Below are 14,502 nucleotides of genomic sequence, written 5' to 3'. Positions count from 1 at the left end.
TTCTTCACCATGAATGAACGACTTGAACGCATTCTCGGCATCACCTTCGGGTTGATCTTCCTGGGCCTCTCCGTGGTGGTGTCCGTCGAGACCATCATGCGAAAACTCTTCAACATGTCCATGCAGGGCGCGGATGAACTGGGCGGCTACGCTTTGGCCCTCGGGGCCACGCTGGCGTTCACGGTGGCGCTGATCGGGCGCGCGCATGTCCGCGTTGACGTGTTTCTGGTGCGCTTTCCCAAACGCCTTCAGACTTGGCTGAATTGGCTGTCGTCCGTATTGCTGATGGGCTTCGCGGTGCTGATGGCCGTTCTGGCCTGCCTCACCCTGCTGGATTCGAATAGCTACCAAAGCGTGTCGCAAACACCCTGGGCCACCCCTCTGGTGTATCCGCAGGCGCTGTGGATGATCGCACTCGGCATCTTCGCGGTGCTGGCACTCGTGCAAGCCCTGCTCGCCACCGTCTGGCTGCTGCGGCGCCAATACAGCCGCATCGACGCCATGCTGGCGCCCAAATCCACGCAGGACGAAGTCGAGGAAGAACTGCAGGATCTGCAGGCACGCAGCAACATCGCCGCGCCGGCCCCTGCAACAGCCCTCACCACAACCTCTGTATCCACTCCTTCGCCCGTGGCCCCCGTCAGAAGCATGCAAGGAGAATTTCAATGATTGCAGCGGTTGCTATCGGTTTTATTGGCATGCTGGGCATGATGCTGGCCGGTCTCCCTATTGCCGTCTCCATGGCCGCGGTGGGTATCCTGGGCGGTATCGCTGCCTATGGCATGCCGTTCATGAACTCCATCGCGCCTGTGGTCTGGGGGGTGCATAACGACAACCTGTTGACCTCGATTCCACTGTTCGTGCTGATGGGTGAGCTGTTGCTGCGATCCGGCATCGCCGACCGCATGTTCGGCGCCATGGCCGCATGGCTGGGCCGCCTGCCTGGCGGCCTGCTGCACACCAACATCGGATGCAGCGCCTTGTTCGCCGCGACCTCTGGCTCTTCGGTGGCCACGGCCGCGACGGTTGGCACCGTGGCGCTGCCCTCGCTGCACAACCGCGGCTACTCCATGAGCATGTCGCTCGGCTCCATTGCTGCTGGCGGCACGCTGGGCATTTTGATTCCGCCTTCGGTCAACATGATCGTGTATGGTTCGCTCACCGACACCTCCATTGGCCAGTTGTTCATCGCGGGGATCATCCCGGGCCTTCTGCTGACCGGTATCTTCATGCTCTGGATTGCCGCGCACGCGATCCTCACGGGCGACAACCGCCGCGAAGAAAGCATCCCGCTGGCTCAGCGCCTCGCCCTGCTCAAGGAACTGATCGCCCCTGGTGTGGTGTTCTTTGTCGTCATGGGCAGCCTGTACACCGGCGTGGCCACCACCACCGAATCTGCGGCGCTCGGGCTGATGACCGCCTTGTTCTTCACCTGGCGCAGCGGCAAGCTGAGCTGGCCTCTGCTGGTCAACTGCTTCGTGCAAACCGCGCGCACCAGCGGCATGATTCTTCTGATCATGAGCGCGGCGTTCATCCTGAATCTCGCCATCGGCCTTACGGGTGTGGCAGAAGCGATGACCGAGTGGGTCACCTCGTTCGGCCTGTCGGCCACCCAAATGCTGCTGATTCTGGTGCTCTTCTACCTGATCCTCGGCATGTTCATGGATGTGATGAGCATGATGGTGGCCACCATCCCAATCACCTTCCCGATCGTGCACGCGCTGGGCGTGGATCCGGTCTGGTTCGGGATTTTCATTGTGCTGATGTGCGAGCTCGGCCTGATCACTCCCCCCGTGGGCATGAACCTTTTCGTGGTGCATGGCATTCGCCCGGACAAGGGGTCCATCCGTGACGCCATTGTCGGCGCGCTGCCTTATGTCACCATTCTTCTGGTGTTCACGGTTCTGCTGATCCAGTTCCCCGAGATCATCACCTGGTTGCCGGAGAAGCTGAAGTGAACGCGCCGCACGCGAGCACTTCTGCCGGCACTGCCTCCCACATGCGCAGGCCCTTGTGGCAATACAGCGCGTGCGAGTTGCGTTCGGCTTTCCTCGGCGGATCGGCCACGCCGGAGCAGGCCACGCGCAGTTGCCTGGCCCGCATCGAGGAGGTTCAAGCCGATCTCAATGCATTCGCCGCCTTGCGCGCCCCTCAGGCGTTGGAAGAAGCGAAGGCCAGCACCCTGCGCTACCAGAGGGCCGAGACGCTTTCCGAACTCGATGGCGTGCCCATCTCGATCAAGGACAACCTCCTGACCCGCGACATGCCCACCACCTGGGGAAGCCGCGGGCTTGCGCACTATTTCAGCGAGCACGATGAGCTGGCCGTGCAACGGGTGCGCCGTGCCGGCGCGATCATCGTCGGCAAAACCAATGTGCCCGAGTTCACCCTGGAGGGCTATACCCACAACCCGCTTTTCGGCGCCACACGCAATCCGTGGAATACCGAGCTGACGCCAGGAGGCTCCAGCGGCGGAGCGGCTGCCAGCGTGGCGGCCGGCTGCACGCCCATCGCACTGGGCACCGACGGTGGCGGCTCCACGCGCAGGCCCGCCGCGCATTGCGGGCTGGTAGGCCTGAAGCCCACGATAGGCACGGTGGCCCGCCAGCACGCCCTGCCCACCTTGCTGCTGGATTTCGAGGTTGTGGGATTGTTGGCGCGCACCACGGAGGACGTCCAGGCGCTTTTGGGTGTGGTCGGCGGACCCGATGCCTCGGATTGGGCCTCTCTGGCGGCGCATGGTGCGCGGTTGGAAAACGCCCGCACGCCCCACCAAGGGCTGCGCATCCTCTATGTGCCCACGCTGGATGATGCGCCGGTAGACAGCGCCATCGCGCTCGCATGCGAGAAAGGCATCGAGGAACTCGCCAAGGACCGCGACGCCCTGCTCTGCAAAGGCAAGCTGCCGCTGAATCTCCAGGCCATCAATGCAGCGTGGCCGCAAATCGGCCAGATCGGGCTGGCGGCGCTGTTCGCCAGGCACCCTGATTGGGAAGCAAGCGCTTCAGAAAAATACCAGGCCATGGCGGCCCAGGGACGTGAGATTCCAGCCGAAAGGCTATGGCAGGTGCTCGATCTCATCGCTGAGTTGCGCCGCCTGTGTGCCGGCCTCTTTGAGCATTGGGACGTCATCGCCATGCCATGCACAGCGGCTCAGCCATGGCCCGCGCAGCAGGCCTACCCGCCATTCATCAACGGGCAGCCCGTCGGCCCGCGCGGGCATGCGGTTTTCACAGGCTGGGTGAACGCGGCCGGGCTTCCAGCCATTTCCGTCCCTGTGCAGCCCGACATCAATGGCCTGCCGATCGGCCTGCAATTGATCGCAAGGCATGGGGCCGAGACGATGCTGCTGGAGCTTTCCCGCCTGCTGCAAGCAAGGCAGTTGTTCGATCAGCGCAGGCCGGTGCTGAGGAAATGATGCACCGGATCAAAGCTGCACGCACACCTGCCCGAGGCCTTCGAACCCCGCCTGCACCAGATCCCCGGCCTGCGCATAAGGCAAGCCGATCCAGGAGCCGGTGGTGACCACGGTTCCTGCGGGCAAGGTGCCGAACCGTGCGGTTGCATGGCGCAACCAGCCCGGCAGCACCTGTGTGGGATCGCCGAAAGGATGACTCCCCTGGCGCACGATCTCAAGCTGGTCGCCAATCCGCGTGCGGCAGACTTGCCGGCTCCAATCCATGTGGGTAAAAGGCTGCCATTCGCCCAGGACCAAAGCACTGTGCGACTGCAAGTCCGCCAGCTTGAGGAGTTCGTCCGCCTGCACGCCTTGGGTCCAACGGAAATCCACCAGTTCGATGGCGACCGCCATGGCGTCGAGCAGTCCGCGCGCGTCATCCACTCCAATATCGCGGGCCATGTCCAGTGTCACGGCCGTCCGCAGGCGCAGCGCGATCTCGGATTCCACGCCCCGGCTGTGCATGGGCCAGGCCGTGGCATCGTGTGGTCCCGGCCCCTGCCACACGCCCTCCTCCGGCAGCGGCGCGCTGTTCTGCACAGCGTGCGGCCCCGCGCCGCCTGTTTTCCAGAAACGGGGACCGCTGGCGCCCCACCATTTCAGCGCACGGCCCATGCTCGATTGCACGGCATAGGCCTCGTCCATGTCCTTGAGCTGCAGATGGGCCTGGAGCGCATCGCAGGGCTGCCGGCTGCTCCGCGCAAGGATCAGCGCTTGCGCCACGGCTTGGCTTTTATCGTTCATTGAATCAATTCCTTGTGGTTGACCGCCATTTCAAGCAACTTGCATGCCACAAGCCACCACCCACTCACTACTCGCGACCTCCATGACGCCCCTCTTCCCTCATCGCCGATTCACGCCACAAACCAGGGAGTCATCGATTCGCTGGCCCGATGCTTCCGGCCTCGCGGTATCTTTTGTCCTGAACGTGGAAGAAGGCGCCGAAACCACCCTGAGCGCGGGCGACACACGCAATGAAGGCGTCCACGAGGTCAACCATGAAATCGCGGGGTCGCCGGATTTCTGCATGGAAACCCATTTCGAGTATGGCGCACGTGCGGGTTACCCTCGCATTGCCCAGCGCTTTGCCGACGCAGGGCTACCCATCACCCTGAATGTCTGCGGACGGGCGCTGGAGTGCACCCCATGGGTCGCCCAAGATGCCGCGGCCTATGGCTGGGAGTTGTGCGGCCACGGCTGGCTGTGGGAATCACCCGTGCACATGAGCAGAGAACAGGAGCGCGCCAGCATCGAGCGCACCGTGGCCGCCATCACCCAGCACTCGGGCCGTCCGCCCACGGGTTGGCACTGCAAATCGTCGGCCTCCGTGCATACGCGCGGCCTGCTCCAGGAAATGGGTTTTCTGTACGACAGCAACGACTATGGCGGCGAAGTGCCCTACATGGCCGAAACGACCTCCAAGCGCCCCTACGTGGTGCTGCCCTATGCCTTCGACACCAACGACATGCGCTTTTTCGGCAAGAGTGAATTCGTGCAGGCCGATGACTTTGCACGCTACACCATCACGGCGATCGACGCCCTGCTTCAGGAGGCCGAGTCTGCGCCGCGCCTGTTGACGATTGGCCTGCATTCACGCATTCTGGGGCGCCCCGCGCGTATTGGCGCACTGGACGCCATCCTGAGCCACCTGCGGAAGAAAGCGCAGGAAGGCCAGCCTGCCTGGATTGCCACGCGTGAAGCCATCGCGCGGCATTGGCTCAAGCAGGCTCCTAACGCAAGTGCGCCAGATTCACCTCGGCCGCATCGCCCAGCTTGAGGCCTTTGGGCAGAGGAAACTTCACGGTTTCCTCCATTCCATCCAGCGTGCGGACTGAAACCGCGCCCAGTTCGCGCAAGCGCTCAATCACCTGGCGCACCAGAATGTCTGGCGCCGAAGCGCCCGCCGTCAAGCCGATGCGCGCCTTTCCGGCCAGCCACTCGGGCTTGAGCTCGTCAGCGCTGTCGATCATGTAGCTTTCGGTGCCCAGCTTGCGGGCCACCTCGCGCAGGCGGTTGGAGTTGCTGCTAGTGGGGCTGCCCACGACGATCACCAGATCCACCTGAGGGCTTAACAGCTTCACGGCGTCCTGCCGGTTCTGGGTGGCATAGCAGATATCCTGCTGCTTCGGCTCCCGCACATGGGGGAAACGCGCCTTCACCGCAGCGGAAATTTCAGCGGCATCATCGACGCTGAGCGTGGTCTGCGTGACCACCGCCAGCTTGCTGGTCTGCCCGGGCTGAATTCGGGCGACATCAGCGACGTCTTCCACCAGATGGATGCCACTGTCCAGTTGACCCATGGTGCCTTCGACCTCGGGGTGCCCCTTGTGGCCGATCATGATGAATTCGTAGCCTTCCTTGTGCAGCTTGGCGACTTCCACATGGACCTTGCTGACCAGCGGGCAGGTGGCATCGAACACGTTGAAGCCCCGCGCTTCGGCTTCCTGCTCGACCGATTTGGGCACTCCATGCGCACTGAACACCAGTGTGGCGCCTGGCGGCACCTCGGCCAGATCCTCGATGAAGATCGCGCCCTTGGCCTTGAGATCGTTGACCACATAGGTGTTGTGCACGATCTCGTGGCGCACGTAGATCGGCCTGCCGAACTTGGCAATCGCGCGCTCAACGATTTCAATGGCGCGGTCCACTCCGGCGCAAAAACCCCGTGGAGCAGCCAGCAGGACTTCGGCATCAGGGTTGGGATGTGTCATCACAGCACTCCGATCACATGGACTTCGAAAGTCACCGCCTGCCCTGCAAGGGGGTGGTTGAAATCGAGCTGAAGAGCACCGTCATCGCGCACCGCCCGCACCACGGCCGCAAACTGGCCCTGGCCGTCCGGGGTGGGCAGTTGCACTACTTCTCCAATGGTGTATTGCTCCAGCGGGTCGCCCATGGCGTTCAATTCACGGCGCGCCAACCATTGGATCATGTCTGGGTTGCGTTCGCCGAACGCCTCGCCCGCCGGAATCTCGAAAGTAGCGCGGACGCCCTCCTCCAGACCGATCAGACGCTCCTCCATCGCGGGCGAAAGCTCGCTGTTACCCAGGGAAAGCGTCGCGGGTTTGCCCGTGAAAGTGTTGATCACATCCCCCTGCGGCCCGGCCAGGCGGTAGTGGAGCGTGAGAAAAGAGCCCGGTTCAATGGTGGCGGTCATGCAATTTTCCATAAACTATTGCCCCCATTTTAGAAAATACGCCTGTCCCTTTGAAAAACCTTCCACTTGAGGCGCGCCCGCGCGAAAAACTGCTGGCTCGCGGTGCCGGCGCCCTGAGCGACGTGGAGCTGCTGGCGCTGCTGCTGCGCACCGGCCTGGCCGGAAAAAGCGTGCTGCACCTGGCGCAAGAGCTGCTGGATACCTTCGGCGGCATCGCCGGGCTGCTAAACACCAATGCCGACGATCTGAAGCGCATCAAGGGACTGGGCGGACCGGCCAAGCGGGCTGAGCTGATCGCGGTGCTCGAGCTGGCACGCCGCGCGCTCACGCAACAAATGGCCGAGCAACCCGCGTTTGAATCACCGGGTGCCGTCAAGGACTATTTGCAGCTGCTTCTGGCCAACCGCGCGCATGAAGTCTTCGCCGTGCTCTTTCTGAACGCGCAGAACCGCCTCATCGCGCTGGAGGAGCTGTTTCGCGGCACGCTCACGCAGGCCAGCGTCTACCCGCGCGAGGTGGTGGTGCGCGCCCTGCACCACCATGCCGCGGCCGTGGTGCTGGCCCACAATCACCCCAGCGGCAATGTGCAGCCCAGCAGGGCCGATCAGGCATTGACGCAGAGTTTGAAAGCAGCCTTGGCCTTGGTGGATGTGCGTGTGCTCGATCATGTGATCGTGGCCCCAGGCCGTGCGCTCTCGATGGCCGAGGAAGGCGGGATTTGATCCCCCTGAGGCGCTGACGCGCCTTTCCCCCGAGGGGACGCCGCCAGCCACCGGGCCAAGCCCGCTCCGCGCCGGCCCCGGGTGGCTTGCTCCGCAGCCTTTCGAATCTTTGAAATGTTTCCCCTGCTCGGGATGCAGGAATGCGCTAAATAACATGTAAAACTCGGCCCATGAAAAGCAATTCGCTGCAAGATCTGAAGAAGTTGCGCCAGCAGTTGGCTGAGCGCCAAGCCCAGGCTGCGGCAGAGGAAGCTGCGCGCCGCCTGGCCGAATCCAGGACGCGGCAGGATCAGGATCTGTTTGCGCGCGCCATCGGCGCCACACAACCTCTGCGCCAACACGGGCGGGTACACCACAAGCCGGAGCCCGTCGCTCCGGTGCCTCTTCAGCGCCAGCGCGATGAACAGTCGGTGCTGAAAGAGGCGCTTTCTGACGAGTTCGACGCGTCCACCCTGCTGCTCGTGGATGATCACTTAAGCTACATGCGGCCAGGGCTCGGCCCTGATGTCACCGCACGCTTGCGGCGCGGCCACTGGGCCGTGCAACGTGAAGTCGATTTGCATGGTCTGCGAGTGGAAGAAGCGCGTGAAAAGCTTTCAGGCTTCCTGCGCGAGGCCCACCGCGCCGGACTTCGGTGCGTGCGCGTGGTGCACGGCAAAGGCCTCGGCTCGCCCGGCCGGCAGCCCGTGCTCAAGGGCAAGGTACACAGCTGGCTGGTGCAGAAAAAAGAAGTACTTGCTTTCGTGCAGGCCAAACCCCTGGAAGGCGGCGCGGGTGCCCTGCTGGTGCTGCTGGCGGCCGGACGCGGTAGCTAGTCTCTAGGAGCGTGGGCGGCTCGGCGCCCCCGGCAGAAGGCGTCGAAGCGAAATGGGCGAAAAACGATGACAGCGTGGTAATACCGACAAGCCCATAGCCGAGCTATGGGTGCCGGAGGTAATACCGCGATGGACCGTTTTCTCGCTCATTGCAGCCGACGTTCCTTCTGCCGGGGGCGCCGAGCCGCCCACGCTCCTAGCCCCCGCTAGGGGCTGTGACGGGCCCGCCACAGCAAAAGCACCAAAGCTGCAAGCGCGGGCACAGCCAAGGCGGCAAACCCCACCCTGTAGCTGCCCGCCGCGCTCGACAAGGCCCCCAGGGCCGGCGCGCCGCAGACAACGCCCAAGAAGGTGAACAGCAGCGTGCCGCCCGTGGCCGCGCTGGCCTGGCCCTGGGGCGCCTGGCGTGCCACTTCGGCCAGGTAGACGCCATTCCAGCCGATACCCGAGGCGCCGAAAATCCCGACCACCAGCCATAGCACCGCCACCGGTGTGTCGGGCTGCAGCATGGCCGTGAACAAGGCCCCGATCACCATGCAAATGCTCAAACCGACGAGCGTACGGCGGGCACCAAGCCAGCGATCAGCCACGCTGCCCCAGATGATACGCCCCACCACGCCGGCCAGTTGCGAAACCGACAAGGCCACCCCGGCAGCCACCAAGGTCATGCTGAGGGAATCGTGCAGATAAGTGACCAGGTAGGTGGTCAGCGACACCTGGACCGCGGAAAACAGAAACGAGCAAAGCGCCAGCGCGGCCAGTGTACGATGCCCTAACACCATGCGCAGAGGCTTCAACAGCACACCCAGGGCCAACGGTTGGTTGGGCTGGCGGTCGGCGTCCAGCGGCGCGCGCAAGGGCTGCGCCAAAACGGCCCAAACCAGGCAAACCGCGGCTACCAGCAGCAACGTGGCTTGCCAGCCCACGATCAGCAGCGCCCCTGGGACGATCGCGCCGGCCAACATGCCGCCCGCGGGCACGCCCGTCTGCTTGATGGAAAAAACCAGCGACATGCGGTGTGCCGGCGTGGTGAGCGCCAGAAGATGCGAGCTGGCGGGTGTAATCGGCCCGTAGCCGATGCCAATCGCCAGCGCGCCCACCACAATGGCCGGCAGGGATGGCAGCGAACACAACGCCAATCCGGCGGCACAGGAAACCAGTCCCATCTGGCTGACGCGTATGGCGCCCATACGCCGCACCAGCGTGCCCCCCACCAGGCTGCCGGCCATGGCCGCTGCGTAGGCCAGCGCAATATACCCGCCCACCAATGCGGAGGACACCCCCAGCGCCTTGGCCACCTCGGGCGCCATCACCGGCAACGTGAGCAAAGCCATCGAGGTCATCACCTGGATGGCGGTGGTCACCGCGAGGCTGGTCCAGGGGCCAGGAGCCGTGGCGGAAGGCGCGCTCCCCTCAGCCATGCGTATTGCGCATCCAGTCTGCCGTCTGGTGGAAGCTTTGTGCAAGCCGGGTGCGCAAAGCCTCATCTACGCCTGTCTCAGTCATGGCCTGGTTCATGCAGGCCAACCACTCGTCACGCTCCCGGATACCAATGGCATACGGGAAATGGCGCATGCGAAGGCGCGGGTGGCCATAGCGCTCCTCGTAGTACGCGGGGCCGCCAAGCCACCCGCACAGGAACAAAAACAGCTTCAGGCGGGCGCTGTCAAGCGTATTGCCATGCACAGCGCGCAGCGCTGTATAGGCTGGCTCCAGATCCATCAGGTCATAGAAACGATCCACCAGGCGGCGCACCGCGGCTTCGCCGCCAATGCGCTCGAACGGCGTGGATTCGGATGAGGAAGTTTCAGTCAAATGCGGCTCCTACCGGTCTCAACATCTTGCGGCGAGCCTTAGACAAGATCACCAAAGCGGATTCTATGTAACGCAGTGGATGCCGCTCATGAGGCTGCCGTAAAACCCTGATCATTGCCACTGCCCTCGTCATCCCCGGACGCGGCGCTCTGTGCGGCCTCCATCTCCTCATCCACCCCAAAATCCAGGCGTAAGGGGTTGCCATAGTCGCGCCGGACATTGATGCTGCTTTTCTGGCCTACAGCATCCAGGTGGCGTTTGAGCCAGCGCTGCGCGGATTCACCCCCCAGCGCGAATAGCTTGTCCATGGTTGCCCGCTGGGGCGTGGCCTTGGTCGACGCAGGAAACGCCAGCATGGCCTTGCCGCCATCGATGCGATGCAAGTGGATCTGCTTGAGCCCCTCGGGCGCCACGCCTCTCTCGACCATGTCATTGATCAGGGCGATGGTACGCATCTGCGAAATCAGGCTGGCGTTGAAAGTCAGGTCGTTCACACGGTCGATGATTTCCGAGGCCGTCTTGGGAGTGCCCGGGTGGCGCAGCGGGTTGATCTGCACCAGCAGCACATCGTTGGTGTCGCATTGCTCGATCAGCGGCGCGAAGGCCGGGTTGCCCGAGTAGCCACCGTCCCAATATTGCTTGCCGTCAATTTCCGGCGCCTGAAACAGCATGGGAAGGCAGGCCGAGGCCATGACGGCCTGGGCTGTCAGGCGCTTGCCCGTGAAAATCTCGGCCCGGCCCGTTTCAACCTCGGTCGCACCCACGAAAACCTTGGGTGACTTGAGGCGCGCCAGCTGATCGAAATCAATCTCCGACTCGATCAGCTTGCGCAGCGGGTTGTAGTCCAGCGGATTCGATTGGTAGGGCGACATCCGGCCGAGGGCACCCGGCATCGCACCCATCATCAGGCGCGCCAGCCGGCCAGGGCCTTCGCTGAGTTCCCCCATGACCACGACCTTGCTCCACACATTGGCCAGCGAGGCGCGCGCCCCTTCCGCCGGATCGGTGCCTGACGCCTGTGCGCTGGCCCAGCCATGCGCGAGCGCCACGGCGTTGACCGCACCGGCGCTGGTGCCGCTGATACCGTCGATGGTTAGGCGCCCATCGGCCAGCAAAGCATCGAGCACGCCCCAGGTAAATGCGCCATGAGCGCCCCCGCCTTGAAGGGCCAGATTGATCTGCTTCTGATTTTCCATGGGCGCCAGTGAACCACAAGCCGGGCTCAAAAATTAGGGCTTGATCCCTAACTTTTCCGGCCGATTTCAGGCAGCCAATTTCTTCACCGCAGCCCGCTCACGCACGCGCGCGGTGTGGGCGGCCACCCGGGGGAATTCGGAAATACTCACGCCGTCGCCCTCAAGCCACCCTGCGACGGTATAGAGATAACCGTCGGCCACGGTGTATTGATCGCCCATGACCCAGGTCTTGTCGCCCAGGTAATGGTTTTCAATCACATCAAACGCTTCGCGCATGTTTTGCGGCACTTTCGCGCGCATGGAGGCTTGAGCGGCTTCGTCATCGGCCCAGCGAGCGGCACGCGGCCTGTGCGCATGCGAAATGTGCACAGTGGAGGCCAGGTACGCATTGAATTCCTGCATCTGCGCCAGCGCGAACGGATCATTCAACGGTGCCAGTTGCGCCTGCGGATAGGTTTGGGCCACATACAGCAGCAGCGCGGGAGCTTCGGTCAATGCGCCCCGCGGGGTCACCAGCGCAGGTACACGGCCCTTCGGATTGATAGCCAGATAAGCGGGGCTGCGTTGCTCGTTCTCGGCGAAATTCAGCGTCTTGAGCTCAAAATCCGCACCAGCTTCGTACAGCGCGATCAGCACGGATTGCGCGCAAGTGCCTGGTGCGTAGTACAGCGTCAAGGGAGATGTCGTCATGCGATGTGTCCTTTTTTATCGCTGGGCCGCTCCCAAGATAAAAAGCACCCCCACGGGGGGCAGCGGACCACACGAAATGGGGAAGCGTGGGGGCGATTTTGCAATGGATTGGTTTGAATCTATTCTGCCGCCTGGCGCAGTGTTTCAACGACCGGTCTGCGCAGGACTTCGCGCAGACCCCACCACCCGGCCGCCAAAGCCAGCACGGCACCAGCCAGGGCGCCAGCCAGCGGCACCCAGGGTGATGCGGTCCATTGAAAGTCAAAAGCATAACGCGCCATCGCCCAGCCGACGAGAACGGCCACGCCGCTGGCCAGAAAGCCTGCCAACAGTCCCACGCCGACCAGTTCGGCGCGCTGCACACCCTGCAGCAATTGGCCGCTGGCGCCTACGGCGCGCATGATGGCGAACTCCCGGGCGCGCTCCTCCCGCGTAGCGCTGACCGCGGCAAACAGCACGATCAACCCCGCCGCCAGCGTGAAGCCGAACAGAAACTCCACGGCGCGGATCACCTGGTCAAGCACCCGCTGGACCTGGGCCAGGGTGGCGCTCATGTCCACGTTCGTGATGTTCGGAAACTGGCGCACGAGCGCATTGTCGAAACCGGTCTGCGAAGGCGCGCGGTAGGCCGCCAGATAGGTCACGGGAACGTCCTGCATCTGCGCCACGGGGAACATGACGAAGAAGTTCGCATGCATGGAAGTCCAGTCCACCTTGCGCAAGGAAGTGATGCGCGCCTCCACCGGCATGCCGCCCACATCAAAGCTCAGGCTATCGCCCATCTTCAAGCCCAGCGTCTCGGCGATGCCTTCCTCGACGCTGATGGCGCCGGCCTCATCCTCTTCCCACCGTCCGGCGGTGATCTCGTTGTGTGATGGCCGCTCCAGCGCATTGGAGAGATTGAACTCGCGGTCGACCAGACGCTTGGCGCGGTCTTCGGTATAGCTGTCAGGCGACACATCTCTGCCGTTGATGGCGATCAGGCGGCCGCGGAACATGGGGTACCAGTCAAGTTTCTCCACGCCCGCGCCCTTCAGCGCGGCACGAAAATCATCGCCCTGCTCCGGCATGATGTTGATGACGAAGCGGTTGGGCGCGTCTGCCGGGGTGGCCTGGCGCCAACTGTTGACGAGATCGGTGCGCAGCAGCACCAGCAGCACCAGGGCGAGCAAACCCACCGCCAGGCTGCTGACCTGCACCATGGCGTAGGCCGGACGCGCCGAAATCTGCCGCGTGGCCAACACCAGCCAGCGCGGCGCCGTGGCCTCATTGACCACGCGGCGCAGCAACTTGACCGCGCCCCATGACAGAGCGGCAAACAAGGCCACCGCGCCCGCAAAACCGCCAACCGCGATCAGCCCCAGCTTCAGATCGGAACTGACGGCCAGCAACAGCGCGGCGAAGCCAGCCACTCCCAAGCCAAGCACGGCCAACGAAGCAGGCCGGAGCGCGCCCACGTCGCGCCGGATCACGCGCAGCGGCGGCACCTGCGCCAACTGCAGCACGGGAGGCAAGCCGAAAGCCGCCAGCAAGGTCAGCCCGATACCCAGCCCAAAAGCGACCGGCCAGAAGCTCGCGGCCGGCAATGCACTGTCCACCAGGCCCGACAGCATGGCCACGAAGATATAGTGGACCGCGAAGCCCAGCACCACGCCCACCACGCTGGAAGCCAGCCCCGCGAGCAGGAATTCGATCGTGTAGGCCCCGGCAATGGTCCGCTGCGGCAAACCCAGCACGCGCAGCATGGCGCAATCGTCAAGGTGCCGGGCCGCGAATCCGCGGGCAGCCAAGGCCACCGCCACACTCGAAAGCAAGGCCGCCAGCAGCGCCACGAGATTCAGGAATTTCTCGGCCCTGTCCAGCGTCTGCCGCATTTCAGGCCGGCCGCTTTCCAGCGTTTCCAGCCGCACGCCGTACGTGCTGGGTTTCTTCAACTCGGCATCGGCCCAATTCTGAAAGCGCTTGACAGCAGCGCCATCCCCCGCCAGTGCCAGCCGGTAAGTGATACGGCTGGCGGGCTGCACCAGATTCGTGGCGGGCAGATCCGCTTCGTTGATCATCACGCGCGGCGCGAAACTCATGAAGCCGCTGCCACGATCGGGCTCGAAGCTGATGAGGTGCGCAATGCGCAGGCTGCCATCGCCCAGCAAAAGGGTATCGCCCACGCGCAAGCCCAATGCTTCGAGCAGCGGCGGCTCCACCCAGGCCTCGCCGCGCGCGGGAATTTCCCGCGTGGCAGCGCCCGTAGTGTCTTCCAGCGTCTGTGTCAAGCGCAGGCTCCCGCGCAAGGGATAGCCCGGCCCCACTGCCTTCAGCGCCACCAGACGGGTAGCACCGCCCTGACCGTCGGCCGCGCGGCCCATGGTAGGGAAACTGAGCGTCAGCACGCTTTGCAGCCCCTGCGCATCGGCTTGCTGCCGCCATTCGGCCGCAGGTGGAGTGTCTGTGACCACTACGGCATCGCCGCCCAACAATTGGCGGGCATCCCGTTGCAGGCCGGATTGCAGCCGATCGGAGAAGAACCCCACGGCAGTCAACGCTGCGACAGCCAAGGTCACGGCCACCATGAGCAAGCGCAGTTCGCCTGAACGGAGATCGCGCCAAAGGGTGCGCCAACCCAGAGCTGAAGCTGAAGATTTCGTCATCCGCA

General features: G+C 63.8%; 14 protein-coding genes. 6 read left to right on the top strand and 8 right to left on the bottom strand.

Going from position 1 to position 14,502, the window contains the following annotated elements:
* The first annotated feature begins 9 nt into the window (after nucleotides 1–9).
* Genes WJU18_RS14675 through WJU18_RS14665 form a run of 3 tightly spaced genes read left to right on the top strand, consistent with a single transcriptional unit; the run spans nucleotide 10 to nucleotide 3,418 of the window.
* Nucleotides 10–669 (top strand): TRAP transporter small permease subunit, encoded by a 660-nt coding sequence (locus WJU18_RS14675; protein WP_423460748.1) that lies wholly within the window; start codon nucleotides 10–12, stop codon nucleotides 667–669.
* Complete coding sequence (locus WJU18_RS14670; protein ID WP_423460747.1) at nucleotides 666–1,958, top strand: TRAP transporter large permease; 1,293 nt, start codon at nucleotides 666–668, stop codon at nucleotides 1,956–1,958. Before WJU18_RS14675 ends, WJU18_RS14670 begins: the two co-directional genes overlap by 4 nt.
* On the top strand, nucleotides 1,955–3,418 hold the full coding sequence (locus WJU18_RS14665) for an amidase (protein WP_423460746.1): 1,464 nt from the start codon (nucleotides 1,955–1,957) through the stop codon (nucleotides 3,416–3,418). The genes WJU18_RS14670 and WJU18_RS14665 overlap by 4 nt, the downstream gene beginning before the upstream one ends.
* Nucleotides 3,419–3,427: 9 nt before the next feature.
* On the opposite strand, the gene WJU18_RS14660 is transcribed toward WJU18_RS14665, so the two are convergent.
* Entirely contained in the window at nucleotides 3,428–4,201 is a 774-nt protein-coding gene (locus tag WJU18_RS14660; RefSeq protein ID WP_423460745.1) for a fumarylacetoacetate hydrolase family protein, read from the bottom strand.
* Between the two features lie 82 nt (nucleotides 4,202–4,283).
* On the opposite strand from WJU18_RS14660, the gene WJU18_RS14655 reads away from it, so the two are divergent.
* Entirely contained in the window at nucleotides 4,284–5,234 is a 951-nt protein-coding gene (locus WJU18_RS14655; RefSeq protein ID WP_423460744.1) for a polysaccharide deacetylase family protein, read from the top strand.
* Here WJU18_RS14655 and ispH read toward each other — a convergent pair.
* Nucleotides 5,188–6,168 carry a 4-hydroxy-3-methylbut-2-enyl diphosphate reductase gene (ispH, locus tag WJU18_RS14650; RefSeq protein ID WP_423460743.1) on the bottom strand — a complete coding sequence of 327 codons (981 nt, stop codon included), beginning with the start codon at nucleotides 6,166–6,168 and terminating at the stop codon, nucleotides 5,188–5,190. The two genes, WJU18_RS14655 and ispH, sit on opposite strands and share 47 nt — an antisense overlap.
* Complete coding sequence (locus tag WJU18_RS14645) at nucleotides 6,168–6,614, bottom strand: FKBP-type peptidyl-prolyl cis-trans isomerase (RefSeq protein ID WP_423460742.1); 447 nt, start codon at nucleotides 6,612–6,614, stop codon at nucleotides 6,168–6,170. The genes ispH and WJU18_RS14645 overlap by 1 nt, the downstream gene beginning before the upstream one ends.
* A 26-nt stretch (nucleotides 6,615–6,640) precedes the next feature.
* On the opposite strand from WJU18_RS14645, the gene radC reads away from it, so the two are divergent.
* Together radC and WJU18_RS14635 are read left to right on the top strand one after the other, a co-directional pair.
* The gene (radC, locus tag WJU18_RS14640; protein WP_423461003.1) at nucleotides 6,641–7,336 is read left to right on the top strand and encodes a RadC family protein; all 696 of its coding nucleotides are present in this window, start codon (nucleotides 6,641–6,643) and stop codon (nucleotides 7,334–7,336) included.
* 170 nt (nucleotides 7,337–7,506) lie between these two features.
* Complete coding sequence (locus WJU18_RS14635; RefSeq protein WP_423460741.1) at nucleotides 7,507–8,151, top strand: Smr/MutS family protein; 645 nt, start codon at nucleotides 7,507–7,509, stop codon at nucleotides 8,149–8,151.
* Nucleotides 8,152–8,357: 206 nt separating this feature from the next.
* Here WJU18_RS14635 and WJU18_RS14630 read toward each other — a convergent pair whose 3' ends face one another.
* The 5 genes from WJU18_RS14630 to WJU18_RS14610 form a co-directional block, all read right to left on the bottom strand.
* Nucleotides 8,358–9,572 carry an MFS transporter gene (locus WJU18_RS14630; RefSeq protein ID WP_423460740.1) on the bottom strand — a complete coding sequence of 405 codons (1,215 nt, stop codon included), beginning with the start codon at nucleotides 9,570–9,572 and terminating at the stop codon, nucleotides 8,358–8,360.
* Nucleotides 9,565–9,966 (bottom strand): group II truncated hemoglobin, encoded by a 402-nt coding sequence (locus WJU18_RS14625; protein WP_423460739.1) that lies wholly within the window; start codon nucleotides 9,964–9,966, stop codon nucleotides 9,565–9,567. The genes WJU18_RS14630 and WJU18_RS14625 overlap by 8 nt, the downstream gene beginning before the upstream one ends.
* 86 nt (nucleotides 9,967–10,052) lie before the next feature.
* Nucleotides 10,053–11,162, bottom strand: coding sequence for a patatin-like phospholipase family protein (locus WJU18_RS14620; RefSeq protein WP_423460738.1), 1,110 nt, complete (start codon nucleotides 11,160–11,162; stop codon nucleotides 10,053–10,055).
* 66 nt (nucleotides 11,163–11,228) lie between these two features.
* Complete coding sequence (locus tag WJU18_RS14615; protein ID WP_423460737.1) at nucleotides 11,229–11,852, bottom strand: glutathione S-transferase family protein; 624 nt, start codon at nucleotides 11,850–11,852, stop codon at nucleotides 11,229–11,231.
* 119 nt (nucleotides 11,853–11,971) lie between these two features.
* On the bottom strand, nucleotides 11,972–14,497 hold the full coding sequence (locus WJU18_RS14610) for an ABC transporter permease (RefSeq protein ID WP_423460736.1): 2,526 nt from the start codon (nucleotides 14,495–14,497) through the stop codon (nucleotides 11,972–11,974).
* Nucleotides 14,498–14,502 lie beyond the last annotated feature (5 nt).

Source organism: Ottowia sp. VDI28, from assembly GCF_049532675.1.
Classification (GTDB): domain Bacteria; phylum Pseudomonadota; class Gammaproteobacteria; order Burkholderiales; family Burkholderiaceae_C; genus Ottowia.
The sequence above is the reverse complement of the archived record's forward strand: the minus strand, read 5'-3'. Positions and strand labels throughout refer to the sequence as shown.